15 protein-coding genes are annotated in these 15,677 nt (G+C 45.3%); 11 read left to right on the forward strand and 4 right to left on the reverse strand.

The window, feature by feature from the left end; translation table 11 throughout:
• Positions 1-9: 9 nt before the first annotated feature.
• Positions 10-345: a hypothetical protein gene (locus N288_RS03650; RefSeq protein WP_009792104.1), complete on the reverse strand. Its 336-nt coding sequence runs from the start codon at positions 343-345 to the stop codon at positions 10-12.
• A gap of 188 nt (positions 346-533) precedes the next feature.
• Here N288_RS03650 and N288_RS03655 point away from each other — a divergent pair, with 188 nt between their 5' ends.
• Both N288_RS03655 and N288_RS03660 read left to right on the forward strand, forming a co-directional pair.
• Entirely contained in the window at positions 534-1,298 is a 765-nt protein-coding gene (locus tag N288_RS03655) for a 2-phosphosulfolactate phosphatase (protein ID WP_009792103.1), read from the forward strand.
• Between the two features lie 107 nt (positions 1,299-1,405).
• Entirely contained in the window at positions 1,406-1,765 is a 360-nt protein-coding gene (locus N288_RS03660) for a hypothetical protein (RefSeq protein WP_009792102.1), read from the forward strand.
• Between the two features lie 43 nt (positions 1,766-1,808).
• Here the strand turns inward: N288_RS03660 and N288_RS03665 are convergent, their stop codons facing one another.
• Both N288_RS03665 and yfkAB read right to left on the reverse strand, forming a co-directional pair.
• Positions 1,809-2,111 carry a hypothetical protein gene (locus tag N288_RS03665; RefSeq protein WP_009792101.1) on the reverse strand — a complete coding sequence of 101 codons (303 nt, stop codon included), beginning with the start codon at positions 2,109-2,111 and terminating at the stop codon, positions 1,809-1,811.
• A gap of 60 nt (positions 2,112-2,171) precedes the next feature.
• On the reverse strand, positions 2,172-3,287 hold the full coding sequence (gene yfkAB, locus N288_RS03670) for a radical SAM/CxCxxxxC motif protein YfkAB (RefSeq protein ID WP_009792100.1): 1,116 nt from the start codon (positions 3,285-3,287) through the stop codon (positions 2,172-2,174).
• A 156-nt stretch (positions 3,288-3,443) separates the two neighbouring features.
• Here yfkAB and N288_RS03675 point away from each other — a divergent pair, with 156 nt between their 5' ends.
• Together N288_RS03675 and ggt are read left to right on the forward strand one after the other, a co-directional pair.
• Complete coding sequence (locus N288_RS03675) at positions 3,444-4,307, forward strand: hypothetical protein (protein ID WP_009792099.1); 864 nt, start codon at positions 3,444-3,446, stop codon at positions 4,305-4,307.
• A gap of 169 nt (positions 4,308-4,476) precedes the next feature.
• On the forward strand, positions 4,477-6,165 hold the full coding sequence (gene ggt, locus N288_RS03680; protein ID WP_009792098.1) for a gamma-glutamyltransferase: 1,689 nt from the start codon (positions 4,477-4,479) through the stop codon (positions 6,163-6,165).
• Positions 6,166-6,205: 40 nt separating this feature from the next.
• Here the strand turns inward: ggt and N288_RS03685 are convergent, their stop codons facing one another.
• Positions 6,206-6,715, reverse strand: coding sequence for a DUF421 domain-containing protein (locus N288_RS03685; protein WP_022543390.1), 510 nt, complete (start codon positions 6,713-6,715; stop codon positions 6,206-6,208).
• Between the two features lie 179 nt (positions 6,716-6,894).
• On the opposite strand from N288_RS03685, the gene N288_RS03690 reads away from it, so the two are divergent.
• The 7 genes from N288_RS03690 (at position 6,895) to N288_RS24210 (ending at position 15,516) form a co-directional block, all read left to right on the forward strand.
• Positions 6,895-7,080 (forward strand): SE1561 family protein, encoded by a 186-nt coding sequence (locus N288_RS03690; RefSeq protein WP_009792096.1) that lies wholly within the window; start codon positions 6,895-6,897, stop codon positions 7,078-7,080.
• A gap of 321 nt (positions 7,081-7,401) precedes the next feature.
• Positions 7,402-8,925 (forward strand): fumarate hydratase, encoded by a 1,524-nt coding sequence (locus N288_RS03695; RefSeq protein WP_198018090.1) that lies wholly within the window; start codon positions 7,402-7,404, stop codon positions 8,923-8,925.
• Between the two features lie 112 nt (positions 8,926-9,037).
• Positions 9,038-9,838 (forward strand): delta-lactam-biosynthetic de-N-acetylase, encoded by an 801-nt coding sequence (gene pdaA, locus N288_RS03700; protein ID WP_022543391.1) that lies wholly within the window; start codon positions 9,038-9,040, stop codon positions 9,836-9,838.
• A gap of 113 nt (positions 9,839-9,951) precedes the next feature.
• On the forward strand, positions 9,952-10,797 hold the full coding sequence (locus N288_RS03705; RefSeq protein WP_009792093.1) for a DNA-3-methyladenine glycosylase family protein: 846 nt from the start codon (positions 9,952-9,954) through the stop codon (positions 10,795-10,797).
• A gap of 18 nt (positions 10,798-10,815) precedes the next feature.
• A complete protein-coding gene (gene rlmD / locus N288_RS03710) occupies positions 10,816-12,198 on the forward strand; it encodes a 23S rRNA (uracil(1939)-C(5))-methyltransferase RlmD (RefSeq protein WP_009792092.1) in 1,383 nt (460 codons plus the stop codon).
• A 694-nt stretch (positions 12,199-12,892) separates the two neighbouring features.
• Positions 12,893-13,855 (forward strand): coiled-coil domain-containing protein, encoded by a 963-nt coding sequence (locus N288_RS03720; RefSeq protein WP_009792090.1) that lies wholly within the window; start codon positions 12,893-12,895, stop codon positions 13,853-13,855.
• Positions 13,852-15,516, forward strand: coding sequence for a coiled-coil domain-containing protein (locus N288_RS24210; RefSeq protein ID WP_009792089.1), 1,665 nt, complete (start codon positions 13,852-13,854; stop codon positions 15,514-15,516). Before N288_RS03720 ends, N288_RS24210 begins: the two co-directional genes overlap by 4 nt.
• Positions 15,517-15,677: the final 161 nt, after the last annotated feature.

Here is a 15,677-nt window from a genome sequence, read left to right on the forward strand (position 1 = left end):
GATGCGGCTTTAGCCTCTCCCATACTCAGCATGCAATTTTCTTTTACACTCGTCCCAAATGGGGATATTTCCTGATTCCCAGTGGATATATTCCAGCTCATCAGCTAATTTCCAGGATGCTTTCATAGCTTCTAAATGATGGCCGGTATTTCGGTAGTTCCTCATCATCTCTTTATTTTCCCAAACCGTCAGAGTCCAGAAGGTAGTCCAGCCTTCTTTGTTAAAAGAAGAGAATTTTAACCCTGGAGCTTTTTTTAATTGTATTGTTGATCTGAGTGTATGCAGAGAAAATCCCGGCAGTTTTCTTTTGCCACTTAAATGGAGCCTTGTCACTGAAATAAACATAGCATTCACTCCTGACAGCCTATAAGATAACAGCTCTAGACAGAAATCCCTCCCCAAAACAGGAGAGGGATTTTTCACGCAGAACTCAACCATAATTATAAATATTTTCCAATTATAAGTCTATATTTTATTTCTCTTTTCTTTAAAATGAGGCATATAGGATGCTATAAAAAATAGAGGGTGACGTTATGCTGTTTGATCAATCTCCTTATCAGTGCCGGGTGGAATGGGGAAAGCGGGGCGCGCGGGAGGCTGCTGCCCGGGGCGATATTATCATAGTTGTCGATGTTCTTTCATTTTCTTCTGCTGTTGTTTCAGCAGCGGCTTTTGGTGCGGAAATATATCCGTATCCTCCCCATCTGGATGGGCAGAAATATGCGGAAAGTCTGGGAGCTGAGTATATCTTTGGGAGGGCGGAAGCGGCGAAGCTGGGGAAGCCGACTTTGTCTCCTGTTTCTTTTAATAAAGAGCATGCAGGAAAAAAATATGTGTTGATCTCCCTGAATGGCGCCTATTGCACCTGGATCGGTGCTAAGGCGACGGCCGTCCTTGCAGGGTCACTGCTTAATGCATCAGCCGCTGCTGCTGCGGCTAATATACTGCAAAAGCAGCTTGGCGCCGGAATCACGATCATTCCGTGTGGAGAAAAATGGGCTGATTCCGGGGAGCATGAAGATGCTCTCAGGCCAGCAGTAGAGGATTATTTGGGGGCCGGTGCCATCCTCTCTTATTTAGATGGAGAAAAATCACCAGAGGCAGCGGTATGTGAAGGAGCTTTTCGGTCCGCGGAGCCTAAGCTGGCAGAATACTTATGGGAATGCGGCAGCGGCAGGGAGCTGCGTGCGCGCGGGTTTGAACAGGATGTGGTCCATTGCAGCAGGCTGGATGCCATGGATACTGTCCCTATTTTAAGAGGAAATTATTTTGTTTCCTTGCCGCAAACGGGTATATAAAGCAAAATGGGGCAGGCGGCTTGAATTTTAGACCCTATGAATGCTTCGGTTAAAATACCCACAAAGACCTGCAGCAGCTGCTGCAAAAAAGAAAGGCAGGCAACCTGGTGCTAAAATGGCTGAAGAAATACATCAAATTCGAAACAACAAAAAAATGGGGCTACACATACAAAAAGTCCGGCAATGGTGTGAGTGTGTCCTACAAAACCTTTACCGGTACAGATTTTTATAATTTCACATTCAAAAAGGGAGCCGAGGTTACGATTTCCTGCGAGGCAGTGGTTGAAGAGGGAGAACTGACGATTGAATGGAATGATGGAAGAGAGATGATATGGAGGAAGACTTTTAAAGAAAGCGGGAAGGAAACTTTTACAGCGGCGGCCTCAAGCCGGCTTCATGGCATTAACCTGATAGGTGCTGATGCTAGAGGCAACTGTAGGGTTGAGTTTACCGATACGAAGGTTTAATATCTCCACAAAAAAAGCCCAGAACACAGCGCTCTGAGCTTTTTCAATCCTTCTCATCTGTATAAATACGTAATGCCCCAATGACAAACACAACTGGAAGAATCACCACACCCAATCGGAAAGGGCCGATGTCCAGTGTCATGAGCAATATAAAAACGGGCAGTCCAATCATGATAAACAGTGACATGAATTTAGTATAGCGGATTGCCGCCCGCGAAACTTCCGGTTCCTCGGTATACATCCATCTCTGCCCCTTAAGCACACTTTCTTCGGGGTTAATATAAGTCCAAAGCAGAAAGCCATATACAGGAATCATCAATACAATGAAGAGATAGGCTTCAACCATAAGAGGCCTCCCAAGTATGTCTTACTATTCATACGGGCGGCCTCCTGGAAAAGTTCCACATTATATCCGTGAAGTGTTTTTCTGAAAATCAACATCCTGATAATAACTGTTCTTCACCAATACATTCGGGCCAAGGCATTTGACGGCCGGACAGTGGCAGTTGAGTTCAGCTGCGAGCTTTGTTTCCTGCCAGCTGTTGAAGATGTCAGGCAGGGCATCCCTCTGGATATTGCCGAGCGCCGGGGTGTCGCCGAAGTCGGTCACGATCACATCGCCTGTGAAAATATTGACGTTGAGGCGGGAGCGGCCGTCCGGGTCATTGCGGACGGTGACGTTTTTGCTGCTGTATAAACGCTTCAGGAGCTCCAGGTCCTCGTCGCTCGTGCTGCACGGATAAAACGGCAGGGTGCCGAACAGCATCCAGGTGTTTTCGTCCCTCACATCAAGGAGGTGGTGAATTGCCTTCCTGATTTCATCAAGATTCAAAGTTTCCAGTGATGAAGCAAAATCTGATGGGTACATAGGGTGAATCTCATGCCTCTGGCATTTCATTTCCTCAGTAATCTGTTTATGTATGCTTTCCAGATAGGGGAGGGTCCGTTTATTGAGCATCGTTTCCGCAGACACCATCACACCTGCATCCACCAGGGCGCGGCTGTTTTCGATCATCCGGTGGAACAGCCTGACGCGCTGCTCTCTTGTCGGCTTCCGCTCCATCATCGCGAAGCCGCCTTCAATGAAGTCCTCTTCTGTTCCCCAGTTATGGGAAATATGCAGCACATCAAGGTAAGGGGAGATCATCTCGTATCTGTCCATATCAAGCGTCAGATTGCTGTTCATCTGGGTGCGGACACCGCGCTCGGATGCATATTTGATAAGTGGCAGCACATAATTCTCCACCGATTTTTTTGAAAGCATCGGTTCTCCGCCTGTGATGCTGATTGAGCGGAGGGCAGGGATTTCCTCAAGCCGCTTCAGCAGCAGGGGGAGGGGCAGGGCATTCGGGTCCTTCGGCTGCAGTGTATAGCCGACGGCGCAATGCTCGCATCTCATGTTGCAGAGAACTGTAGTTGTAAATTCAATATTGGTTAATGTCAGCTTGTTATATTGTTCCATATCCATATAAGCTTCCCATGGATCATGGCTCGGTGTAATGCTTGTTTTTTCAATAATCATGCGGTATCTCCTTCTAAAAATGTCCTTAATCATTACTATGCCGTGAAGCCTATGTCAATGATTTTTTGCGTCCCTCTGAAAAATCATAGTTTATGAATCTCTCAAAATGGGAAATAACCTAGTAATGATAGCATAAATCAAGAGGAGGAATGCAAGATGGCACAGCAATTTGGCAGTACGAATACGAATTCTGAAAATACTGGAACGAGCGCGGGTGTATCTGTACCAGGAACTGGAACAAGCGCGGAATCAAGAACAGGTACAAGCTCAAACACAGGCATGTCAACAAGCGTGAACCCTGACACTTCGAGCACCAATTCAGGTACAGGCTCAAACTTTAGTACAGGTACAAGCTCAAGTTCAAGCTTCAGCTCAGGCTCAAATTCAAGCAACCACTATGGTTCAACGAATGACAACAGCAAGCTCCTGAAAGGGATTGTGCTTGGCGGGATTGTCGGTGGAGCCCTTGCCCTGCTCGATACTTCAACACGCAACAAAGTGATGGGCACTGCGACTGACCTGAAGGATTCTTCTATGAAAATGTTCAATGAAGTAAAGGAAAATCCTGGCGAAGCCAAGGATAATATGATCAGCCAATTCAAGTCTGCATCTTCGACTTTGAAAGAAGCGATCAGCGATGCCCAGAAGCTGTACGAGCGCGTTAATAATGACGTATTCGGAAAAGTGAATGAGTTTAAGGGCATGTCAGGTGATGCGAAGTCTAACTTCCAAGACGCGAAAAGCGGTCTCATGGACGCAAAGGACGATCTGATGGATATCGGCAGCAAGGTAAAAGATGCCGGCTCTGAACTGGTTGAAAGCCCGGTGGGCGGTTCAGGCTCATCTGACAGCACAAGCTCGTCAAACAGCTCTGACAGCTCATCTTCAACTTCAAACAGCAGCAAGTCAAACACTTCAAGCTCAACTGGCTCAAATGGAACAACTGCGTTCTCAAGTGATTCCAGCAAGAGCACAGCAACTGCAACTCCATCTACTCAAAAGAACAGCAAAAACCTTTAATAGATCATATCATCCAGGGGCGGCATCAATCAGATGCCGCCTTTTTGTGCGTGAATTACATTATCTGGCCGCGCTGGAAACTTCTTAACTGCCGCTCTTCGTTTCTCTTTTGAAGAGAAGGGGTATTGATTGATACAAGAGTAAAGCCAATTGTACTGGAGGAATATAGATGATGTTTCGCAAAGGCAAGAACATGACAGCGGAGGATGAAAAAACTTCACATGAAAGGGAGAGTGCAGAAGGAACGAAAGCGATGGTGGCGGCGCCGCATCATGTGGCAGCTGACATTGGCGAGAAGATTTTAAAACAAGGCGGAAACGCGGTCGACGCGGTCATCGCCATTCAATTTGCCCTTAATGTCGTTGAGCCGATGATGACCGGCATCGGCGGCAGCGGCTTCATGATGGTCTATGACAACGAGAAGAAGGATACCAAAATCTACGACGGCCACACAAGAGCGCCTAAAGCGGCACATCCGAAAATGTTCCTCGATGAAAACGGCGAGGTCATCCCGTTCCGTGAACGGAGCACACATGCCACAGCAGTCGGGGTTCCCGGCATTCTGAAGGCGATGGATGAAGCCCTCAAAGCGCATGGAACCATGAAGCTGGCAGACCTCATCCAGCCGGCAATTGAAATTGCGGAAGAAGGAATTGAAGTTAACTGGGTGCTCGCTGAAGCGCTCGAGAACTTCCACTACCGCCTCGGCCAGCATGCGAAGGATTTCTTTATGCCCGAAGGAAAAGCCCTGAAGGAAGGCGACATTCTGGTGAAAAAGAAGCTGGCCAACACATTCAGGACCCTGCAGGAAAAAGGGGTCGAGGCTTTTTATGAGGGAGAAATTGCCGAAGCTATCATTGGGGCATTGGATGATCTCGACGGCTTTATGACACTGGATGATCTGAAAAACTACCGGGTAACAGTTGATGAGCCGATCTGGGGCGAATACCGCGGCTATAAGATTGCTTCTTCAGCGCCTCCAAGCGCCGGCGGACTGACAGTGATCCAGATTCTCAAGCTTCTTGAAAAATTTGACCTCAAGCAATATGGTCCGAAATCATGGGAAAAGTATTATCTGTTCACAGAGGCCATGAGGATTGCTTTTTCCGATAAAATCGCCTTCAACACGGATCCGGAGTTCGAGGATATGCCGATCAAGGGCCTTCTTCACGACGACTATATAAAAGAGCGCCAGAAGCTGATCAATTTTGAAAGAAGAAATGACGCGGTTGATTTCGGCAATCCGTGGAAATACGAAGACGGCGAGCCGAAAAAGGTGATCCGCCAGCCGGATGATCTGGAAAAGAGCGAAACGACGCACTTTACCGTCCGCGACCAGTGGGGCAATATTGCCGCTGTCACTTCGACGGTTGAACATCCATTTGGTTCAGGGATCTTCGTGCCGAACCATGGCTTTATGCTGAATAATGAACTGACTGACTTTGATGCCAATCCTGGCGGCATCAACGAGGTAGAACCTGAAAAGCGTCCGGTCAGCTGTAAAAGTCCTACGATTCTTTTCAAGGACGGTGAACCGGTCCTTACCCTCGGATCGCCGGGCGGACCGACGATCATTGCATCTGTTTTCCAGACGATCGTCAATGTCATCGACTTTGGTATGGATCTGAAGGATGCTGTTGAAGAGCCGCGCATTTTCGCAGCCACCGGCCCGCTCGTTGAATGGGAGCCGGGAATCAGTATGGAAGCGAAGGGTGAATTGGAGTCCCGCGGATATGAATTCGGGGACAACCCGAGCCGGATCGGAAACGTCCAGGCTATTAAAATTGATAAAAAAGCAGGCAAGCTTTACGGTGCGGCCGATTCAAGCCGCGAAGGAAAAGCAGTCGGGCTGGAATAATAAAGAAACAGGCTGCCTTTCCCGGCAGCCTGTTTTTCTGTTATTTTTTGCTGATGTTCTGCAGGGTGGAGGATCCCTCTTTATCCGACTTCTTAATGACTGAAAAAGATCCGTCGGACTCGAGCACAACCGCTTCTGCTTGTTCAAGCGAGGAGAGGCCCTGGCTTCTTGCGGCCTGGAGGATTTCCACTTCAAGCACACGCTCCTTCTTCATTTCATCGTGAAGATAGCTGCCTTTATAGTACAATAGCGTCGGATTCGATTTAATCAGCTTGCTTACGGTCTTGCTATGGACAGAGGTCCAGGCCACCAGGTATTGAAGCCCGATGAGGACGCAAAAAGCGGTGAATCCTTCGACCAATGCCACTTTTTTATTCAAAAGGATTGTGGCGAGCGTCGAACCGAGTGCGACCGTCACAATCAGGTCGAAGGCATTCATCTTGGACAGGGTCCGCTTTCCTGAAATACGGAGCACCAGAATAAGCAGAAGATAGCTGCATATCCCGACAATCACCGTTCTGTATATATTATCCCAGCTGTTAAAAAACATCATATACCTCCCAGGAATCTTTACTTAGCCTTTTTCCTATGTGCAGACCGCTGAAACATCCAGGACGTTTGGGTTATACTAAAATTCGTCAGCATTTGCGAAAAATCGATATTTCCGGTAAAGTAAAAAGAGCATTTCGGGTGCCTGCGACAGGCACCGGTATGAAAGGAGAGATTGCTTTGGGCAGTCCAATACAAGATAAAAATCAGCAGGTTACATTCCTGAAGCACCGCTTAAATATGTTCATGGATGTCCTGGATGCAATAGATCCAGAGGACACAGAGCTTGAAGACATAGACCGTCTGATCGAAATGATCGACGAACTGGAATCTAAATGTAAAGAATTTAATAACCGCGAAGAGTAGGAGGGAGCCCTGGTTTGGGGGCTCTTTTTGTTTTTTGCGGGAGAGGGGCGGCTGTGGGATGGGCTGGTCGCAAATAGAAGCTTGAAGGCCGCGATATGGTTGAAGTCGCAAATAAAACGAAAATCCCGCAAATATCGCCCCCCGCACCACACCCCGCCGCCCACCAAAACCTCCCCTGTAACCGATTTCACCTCCCTCTTTAAATCACCAAAGGATAGGGGTATAATAAAATCGTGAAAATTCGTACAGAAACAGAAGATTTTTGAGGGGAACGAAAGGGAAGGGGATCTTGCTGTGAATTTCGAGACATTACAGGAAAGCATGTATCAGTTGATTGTGGAAACTTCTACGAACCTGCCGAAGGATGTGCGCCGCGCCATCAAGAGTGCGAAGGAGCGCGAGAGTGCCGGCACGCGTTCGGCGATGAGCCTTGGGACGATTACGAATAATATTAAGATGGCGGACGATAATGTATCGCCGATCTGCCAGGATACAGGATTGCCGACTTTTAAAATCAAGACGCCGGTCGGCGTGAACCAGCTGGAAATCAAGGAAGCAATCAAGAATGCGATTGCCCTTGCGACGAAAAACGGGAAGCTGCGCCCGAACTCTGTTGATTCGCTGACAGGGGACAACAGCGGCGACAATCTTGGCGCCGGCACGCCGGTCATTAAGTTTGAGCAATGGGAAAAAGATTATATCGACGCGCGCCTGATTTTAAAGGGCGGCGGCTGTGAAAATAAAAATATCCAGTACAGCCTTCCATGCGAGCTGGATGGACTGGGCCGTGCCGGCCGCGATCTGGACGGCATCCGCAAGTGCATCCTGCATTCTGTGTATCAGGCACAGGGCCAGGGCTGCAGCGCCGGCTTCATCGGCGTTGGCATCGGCGGCGACCGCTCTTCAGGTTATGACCTCGCGAAAGAGCAGCTGTTCCGTTCAGTGGATGATGTGAACCCGCATCCTGACCTGCAGAAGGTTGAGGAATATGTACTCGAAAATGCCAACAAGCTTGGCATCGGCACCATGGGCTTCGGCGGCGAAACGACGCTGCTCGGCTGCAAAATCGGTGTGATGAACCGCATCCCGGCCAGCTTCTTCGTGTCAGTTGCGTACAACTGCTGGGCATTCCGCCGTCTCGGCATCAGCATTTCGCCTGCAACAGGCGAAATCAATGAGTGGATGTACCAGGAAGGCGAGAAGATCGATTTCGCCCCGACAGGAGCTGAGCTTGAAACAGCGGCTGCTGTAGAAGAAGCAGCTCAAAATGTGGTGACGCTGCAGGCGCCGATCACGGAAGAGCAGATCCGCGCTCTCAATGTCGGTGATGTGGTGCAGATCAACGGCATGATGTACACGGGCCGTGACGCGATCCATCATCATTTGATGGACCATGATGCACCGGTCGACCTCAATGGCCAGGTCATCTACCACTGCGGTCCGGTCATGATGAAGGATGAGGCAGGCGAATGGCATGTTAAAGCAGCCGGTCCGACGACAAGCATCCGCGAGGAGCCTTACCAGGGCGATATTATGAAAAAATTCGGCATCCGCGCCGTGATCGGCAAAGGCGGTATGGGGCCGAAAACACTGGCAGCCCTCCAGGAGCATGGCGGCGTTTATCTCAACGCCATCGGCGGCGCAGCCCAGTATTATGCAGACTGCATCAAAAAAGTCGAAGGCGTCGACCTGATGGAATTCGGCATTCCGGAAGCAATGTGGCATCTGAAGGTTGAAGGCTTCACAGCCGTCGTAACGATGGACTCACACGGCAACAGCCTCCACCAGGATGTGGATAAGTCTTCACTCGAAAAACTGTCCCAATTCAAAGAACGGGTTTACTAATAAGAAAAGAAAGCGGGGAGCCAGGTGCTTCCCGCTTTTTCTAATGTTTGACAGAATGCTCCCGCCCGTTTTCACAAACACTAAACCTAAAAGGTTTGAAGGAGGAAATGGGATGAGATATTGGAAACAGCTTATGATGGCCATTGTGCTTTTTTTTGCCGGAAGTGCTTCTGCTGCCCACGCAGGGACCGCCAATTCACCGATCCACTGGGGCTTCCAGAAGGCAAAGGATGAAGTGCCGGCAGAGGCGGGCAAGCCGCTCGATGATCTGCTGGAAAGGTACGGGTCTTATTATAAAGGCGACACAAGCAAGAAGGATATTTACCTGACATTCGATAACGGCTATGAAAATGGCTATACCGAGAAGGTCCTTGATGTTTTGAAAAAAGAACAGGTGCCGGCCGCTTTTTTCGTGACAGGCCATTATTTGAACAGCGCCCCGGATCTCGTCAAGCGGATGGTGAAGGAAGGCCATATTGTCGGCAATCACTCCTGGCACCACCCGGATATGACCAGGATCAGCGATGAGAAGCTGGCGAAGGAGCTGGAGATGGTCCGTGCGAAGACGGAGGAGCTGACAGGTGTCAAAGAGATGGCATACCTGAGGCCGCCGCGCGGGGTTTTCAGCGAGCGCACACTCGACCTTGCGAAAAAGCAGGGCTATACCCATGTATTCTGGTCGCTTGCCTTCGTCGACTGGCATAGGGACGCACAGAAGGGCTGGGAATATTCCTATAACAACATCATGAAGCAGATTCACCCCGGATGCATCCTCCTGCTGCATACCGTCTCAAAGGACAATGCCGATGCACTGGAAAAAGCGATCCAGGATCTGAAGAAAAGAGGCTATACGTTCAAAAGCCTTGATCAATTGGAGATGAATAAAGCGTTCGAACATGATATGCTGTACTAGACACCTGCCCAAATCATCAAGGATTTGGGCTTGTTTCTTGGGAGCAGCATAATCCCAGGTGTTATAATAAGGGTAAAAACACAAGGGATGGATGACAGTTGGCTATTTTTCAAATGAAAGGACCTTATAACTTTGATCTTGTACTGGACAGGCTTTCGCTTGATCCGCTTCATGCTGTCGACATGGAAAAGCGGAGCGTGAAGGTTCCTTTGATGATTGAAAATGAACCGGTCGCTGCCGAGGTGACAGCGGCCGGAACCACTGAGCATCCCGAATTCATCATAAACGGCATAGAGGGAAAACATAAAGAAAAAGCGGAAGAGCGCCTGGCGCAGATCTTTCAATGGCATATCCCGCTTGAGGATATTCATACCCATTTCCAGAACACAGAGCTGAAGGCGATTTTTGACGAGCATTACGGCACACCGGTTGTGCTGGATTTCGATCCGTACGGCTGCCTGCTGAAATGCATCATCCACCAGCAGCTCAACCTGTCATTTGCCTTCACGCTGACAAAGAGATTTGTGGAGACATTCGGCTTCCAAAAAGACGGCGTCTGGTTTTACCCGCGCCCTGAAACAGTGGCTGCCCTGACGGTGGAACAGCTCCGCGAGCTCCAGTTCAGCGGCAGGAAGGCCGAGTACGCCATCGGCCTCTCCAAGGAAATCACCGAGGGAAGATTGAATCTTGAGGAGCTGGCAAAAGAGCCGGATGAAATGGTCATGAAAAAGCTCATCAAGATCCGCGGCATTGGCCCATGGACGGTCCAGAACTTCCTGATGTTCGGACTCGGCCGCCCGAATCTTTTCCCGAAAGCAGATATCGGGCTGCAAAATGCCCTGAAGAAATTATATAAGCTTGAAGCAAAACCGACCCACGAGCAGATGGACGAATATATGCTAGGGTGGGATCCTTATCTAACCTATGCTTCCCTGTATCTATGGAGAAGTATTGAATAAATGGAGTGAAGCAGCACGATGAAAAACGAACAAACCGTGAAAATAGAAGAAAAACAGACCTTCCCGCTCACAATCAAGCGGCTCGGCATCAATGGCGAGGGCGTCGGCTATTTTAAAAGACAGGTCGTCTTCGTGCCAGGTGCACTGCCTGGCGAAGAGGTCGTCGTCGAAGCGACAAAGGTGAGCCCAAAGTTCGCCGAAGCCAAAATCAAAACGATCCGCAAAGAATCCGAGTACCGCGTCCAGGCGCCATGCCCGGTGTATGAGCTGTGCGGCGGCTGCCAGCTGCAGCATCTCCGCTATGACCGGCAGCTGCAGGAAAAGCGCGACATCGTCATCCAGGCGCTCGAACGCCATACCAAGCTTCCGGTTGCAGGTCTCGATATCCGTGACACAATCGGCATGGAGGATCCTTGGAACTACCGCAACAAAGCGTCCTTCCAGGTGGGCCAGGAGGATGGAAAAATCATCGCCGGCCTTTATGGGCTCAACTCCCATAACCTGATCAACATCCCGCAATGCGTCGTGCAGCATCCGCACACCAACAAAGCGATCGGTGTTGTCAAAAAGGTCATGAACAAAATCGGCATCTCTGTCTACAATGAAAAGACGAAAAAGGGAACCGTCCGCACCATCATGGCCCGGACGGGCATCCAGAGCGGCGAGCTCCAGATCGTCATCATCACATCAACCAAAGACCTGCCGAAAAAAGAGCAGCTCATCACAGAAATCACCAAAAGGCTGCCGCAGGTCAAATCAATCATGCAAAACATCAACGGCGAAAAAACATCCTTGATCTTCGGAAAAGAAACGCGCCATATGCACGGGGAAGAATACATCCAGGAAACACTCGGGGACCTCTCCTTCGAGCTGTCCGCCCGGACCTTCTTCCAGCTCAACCCCGAGCAGACCGTCAAGCTCTATAACGAAGTCAAAAAAGCCGCCAGCCTCACAGGCAAAGAAAAAGTCGCAGACGCCTACTGCGGCGTAGGCACCATCGGCCTCTGGCTCGCAGACCAGGCTGGCGAAGTCCGCGGCATGGACATCATCCCGGAATCCATCCAGGACGCCAAGAAAAACGCCGCCCGCAACAACATCAAACACGCCAAATACGAAACAGGCAAAGCCGAAGTCCTGCTTCCGAAATGGATGAAAGAAGGGTGGAGACCGGACGTAATTGTCGTTGATCCGCCAAGAACCGGGCTTGATCAGGCGTTATTGAAAACGATTTTGAAGGTGAAGCCTAAGAAGGTTGTGTATGTGTCCTGTAATCCGTCTACATTGGCGAAGGATATTGCGGTGCTGGATCCGGAGTATAGAGTGGAGTATATGCAGCCGGTGGATATGTTTCCGCAGACTGCGCATGTTGAAGTGGTAAGTGAGTTAGTATTAAGGATGTAAAGGCAAAATAAACTCCTGACATCTAAAACAAACCCCTGTGAAAAGCAAAAGTGAAAGAAAGGGTGGGACCCAGGAATCCCATCCTTTTTACGTTGGAATAGGGTGAAAAAAAGGCCTGTAAAGGTTTGGAAAAAAGAGTGTGAAAAGGCAGGAAGAAAAGTAGGGAATAGCAGAACATTATTATCATAAAAAATAAAGTTATGGGAGAATAAAGTGAATCGAAATTTGTGAAAACGCCGGGTTTGGGCAAAATTTTGTCTTAAACGGTAAAAATTTAGGCGATATAGAATGCAGGTTGAGAGGGTGTGGAGTAGCAAGACATTAATAATACTGAACAGAGGATGTAGCCTCCAAAAAAATATACTCTTCCGATTCAGAATCGGTTTTGCGCCTGTTTTGGTACAAACCCTTATCCTATCTTTGATTGTTCTTTTTCAGCCGGAAATCTTTATTTTCACTCGAAGGATGGAACCGGGGTGGAGGCTGGGAAAAAAGTGTTTCAAATTATTAAGTAGAGATGTGTCATTCTACTTGACGGTTATAAAATCCTTACTGCATAAGAAAATAGGGACTATTACAAAGAAAAATCTGTTTAGCTATACTCTCTAGGCCTACCTGGATAAAATGATTGATTTGATATAAAAACTGTAATCAATTACCATAGACATATAATTAAGTTCAGGGAGAAATCTAAATGAGCGATTTTGAAAACGGCGGTGCAGTTGCTATAAAGGGCTTTAATTTTCAAAAGGCAGCAATTACTTTCATAGCAATTAAGAATTTTGATAAACCAAACTTTCATATTCTAGTCGAAGCAAAGGATGACTTTGAAGTTAAATATGATGGTTATGAGGCATATATTCAAGTAAAGAGTCAGAAGTTATCTTTAAAAAAAATCTTAAATAGTAAAGAAGGTAAATCAATACTTGAAAAAAATCTGAGGAATGGAAACGAAGATTCCTTCTTTAAAATTTTCGTTAAAACATTTGTAGAGTCAGATTTAAAAAGCATGACAGAAGTCTCGGATGGAAATATTTGTACTCCACTATATTCTTATAGTGATGACCAAAGAAAGACTATTTTGCAAGAATTGAAGGATAAGGAGAATATCCATAAATTTGAAGAAAAATTGTTATCCAGTTATATCTATATACCTCCTTTTAAGGATAAGTTGAATGAGGCTATTCCGGTATTATTAGGGGAGATGGCCTTAAAGGAAATAGATGTTAGCAATAAGCGAGGGCAGGTTGCAATAAATGAGCTTTTTACGCTTATTGATCAAAAAAGTGAATATATTGTAAAGAGCGAAGAGGATTATAAAAAAAAGGAAATCTTAAAAGGAGACCTCAGAGAAATATTCAAACTCTCTTCAACTATTGATGCATTCGATAACCTTCTTGAATCAACATCATATAATTTCTTTTTGAAGAAACAGGTGAAGAAAGAACAGCTTAAAATTATGCATTTGTATTCTACTGAAAAGAATATCGCAAAGCAAGAATTGGAAGATCTCGTTGCATTCACAGGGACAGAGGATGAAATTATTAATAACGCTATTCTAAAATGCAATAACAATAAAAAGTTTAATAGTTTAAATGAAACTTCCAAGAAGGCAATTATTATTGAAGTCTTATCAGAAATGAGTGAAATAATATGATAATTGAGAAACTGATTATTCTAGATTATGAAAGCGAAGTGGCAAATGAATTTCACTTTTCAAAAAATACAAATGTAATTACGAGTGACGGCACAACAATCGGTAAGTCAAGTTTAATAAAATCATTATATTATGCATTGGGGTATGATATTAAACAGTTTCCAAATGGGTGGAACTACAAAACTATGCGATTTCGATTGGATGTTATTATAAATGGCTCTTCATATTATATTATAAGAAATAATTCGTTATTTTATGTTACAGATTCTGAAGAGGCATTAGATCTTAAAGAGTTTTCAGAATGGCTTCAAGGAAAACTTTCAATTGAAATGAAATTAAAATTAAAATCATCGAGCACTAAGGAACTTTCCTCTGCATATTCAACAGAAATACTAACACCATTTTATTTGGACCAAGATAAATCATGGAATGGTTATATTATTAAAAACTCTTCTGACTCGTTAGGAAGATATTCTAATATACCCGGGGATATTTTGGAATATACTCTGGGTATTTCAAATCGGGCCATTTTGGAAAAAGAGAATGAAAAGACCAAAAATCAAAAACAGATAAATCAATATTCATCAAAAATAGATGTTCTAAACAGTCTCCAAACAGAATATTCAGACAAAGTCGAAATGATAGATACCTCTCCTTATGAATTTGATAAATTAAAGGAAACATTTGATATAACTCTAAATCAGCTTAGTAGGATTTCAAATGAAATATCTTCAAAGAAGAAAAAGATATTTGCTAAAAAAGCCGAACAAGATATAAATAACCAAGATAATATTGAATTAGAAAAAATCAAGGCTGTAAATAAGAAAAACTATAAAGATGTAGAGTTCGAATGTATCCATTGTCATTCGCATTTAACCTTGGAACAGTCCTTAACAAGACTTAAACTAAATAATAATGTATTAGAAATACAAAACATGCTTGATATGAATAAAAAACAAAGTGAAGTTTTACAACAAGAAATTGAAGTATTACAAGATGAAATTTTAGATCTTGATAGCAAGTATAGAATGATTACTAGGAAAAAGAAAGAAATTCAAGAAATATTGACTCTCCAAGAATTTATTGATTTAGAATCAAAGAGACTGGCGAATGAGGAATTTTTAAAAACTATAGACAAATTATCTGATGAAAAAGAAAAGTTAGTAGACTATGGCAAAGAATTAGCAAAGAAAATTAATGCACTAAAAAAAGATCAAAAAAACAGAAAGTCAGAAATTGAAAAGCGATTTTACGAAATAATAAACGATATTAATTTGCGTATTGGAAGTACCATATTAAGCGAAGTTGAATTTTTTAATTATAGAGAAGTTAAGGGGAGTGGAATGGACAACAATAAAACATTGCTGGCACTATACTTAACTTATATGAGATTAATTGCTGAATTTGGGATTTACACTATTCCATTTGGGATTGATTCATTTGTTAAGAATGAAGTCGATAAGAAGACGATAAAAACCACATTTAAAGAAGTAGAAAAATACTTCTTAACTATCCCAAGTCAAACTTTTTTTGTGACAATTTCTGAAAATCTACAGTATCTTTCAAAGTTAGATAACTATAATGTAATAAAATTGACAAAGCCTATACTACATAAAAACAAATACAATTATTTATTATCTCAAGTTAGGACGATTGATTAGTGATTTGTATCTTAAAAAGAAGTATCTCTAAAGAAGTCAGAGATACTTCTTTTTATCTTACTTTATCTATTAAAAAAATATATGCAGGAAGGACTAAAGTGAATAATTTATCTCAGTATTGGAGGGAAAAAGAGAAAAAAAGCCAGTCTAGGTTGGATGGC

Origin of the sequence: Bacillus infantis NRRL B-14911 (assembly GCF_000473245.1) — a bacterium.
GTDB classification, from domain to species: domain Bacteria; phylum Bacillota; class Bacilli; order Bacillales; family Cytobacillaceae; genus Bacillus_AB; species Bacillus_AB infantis.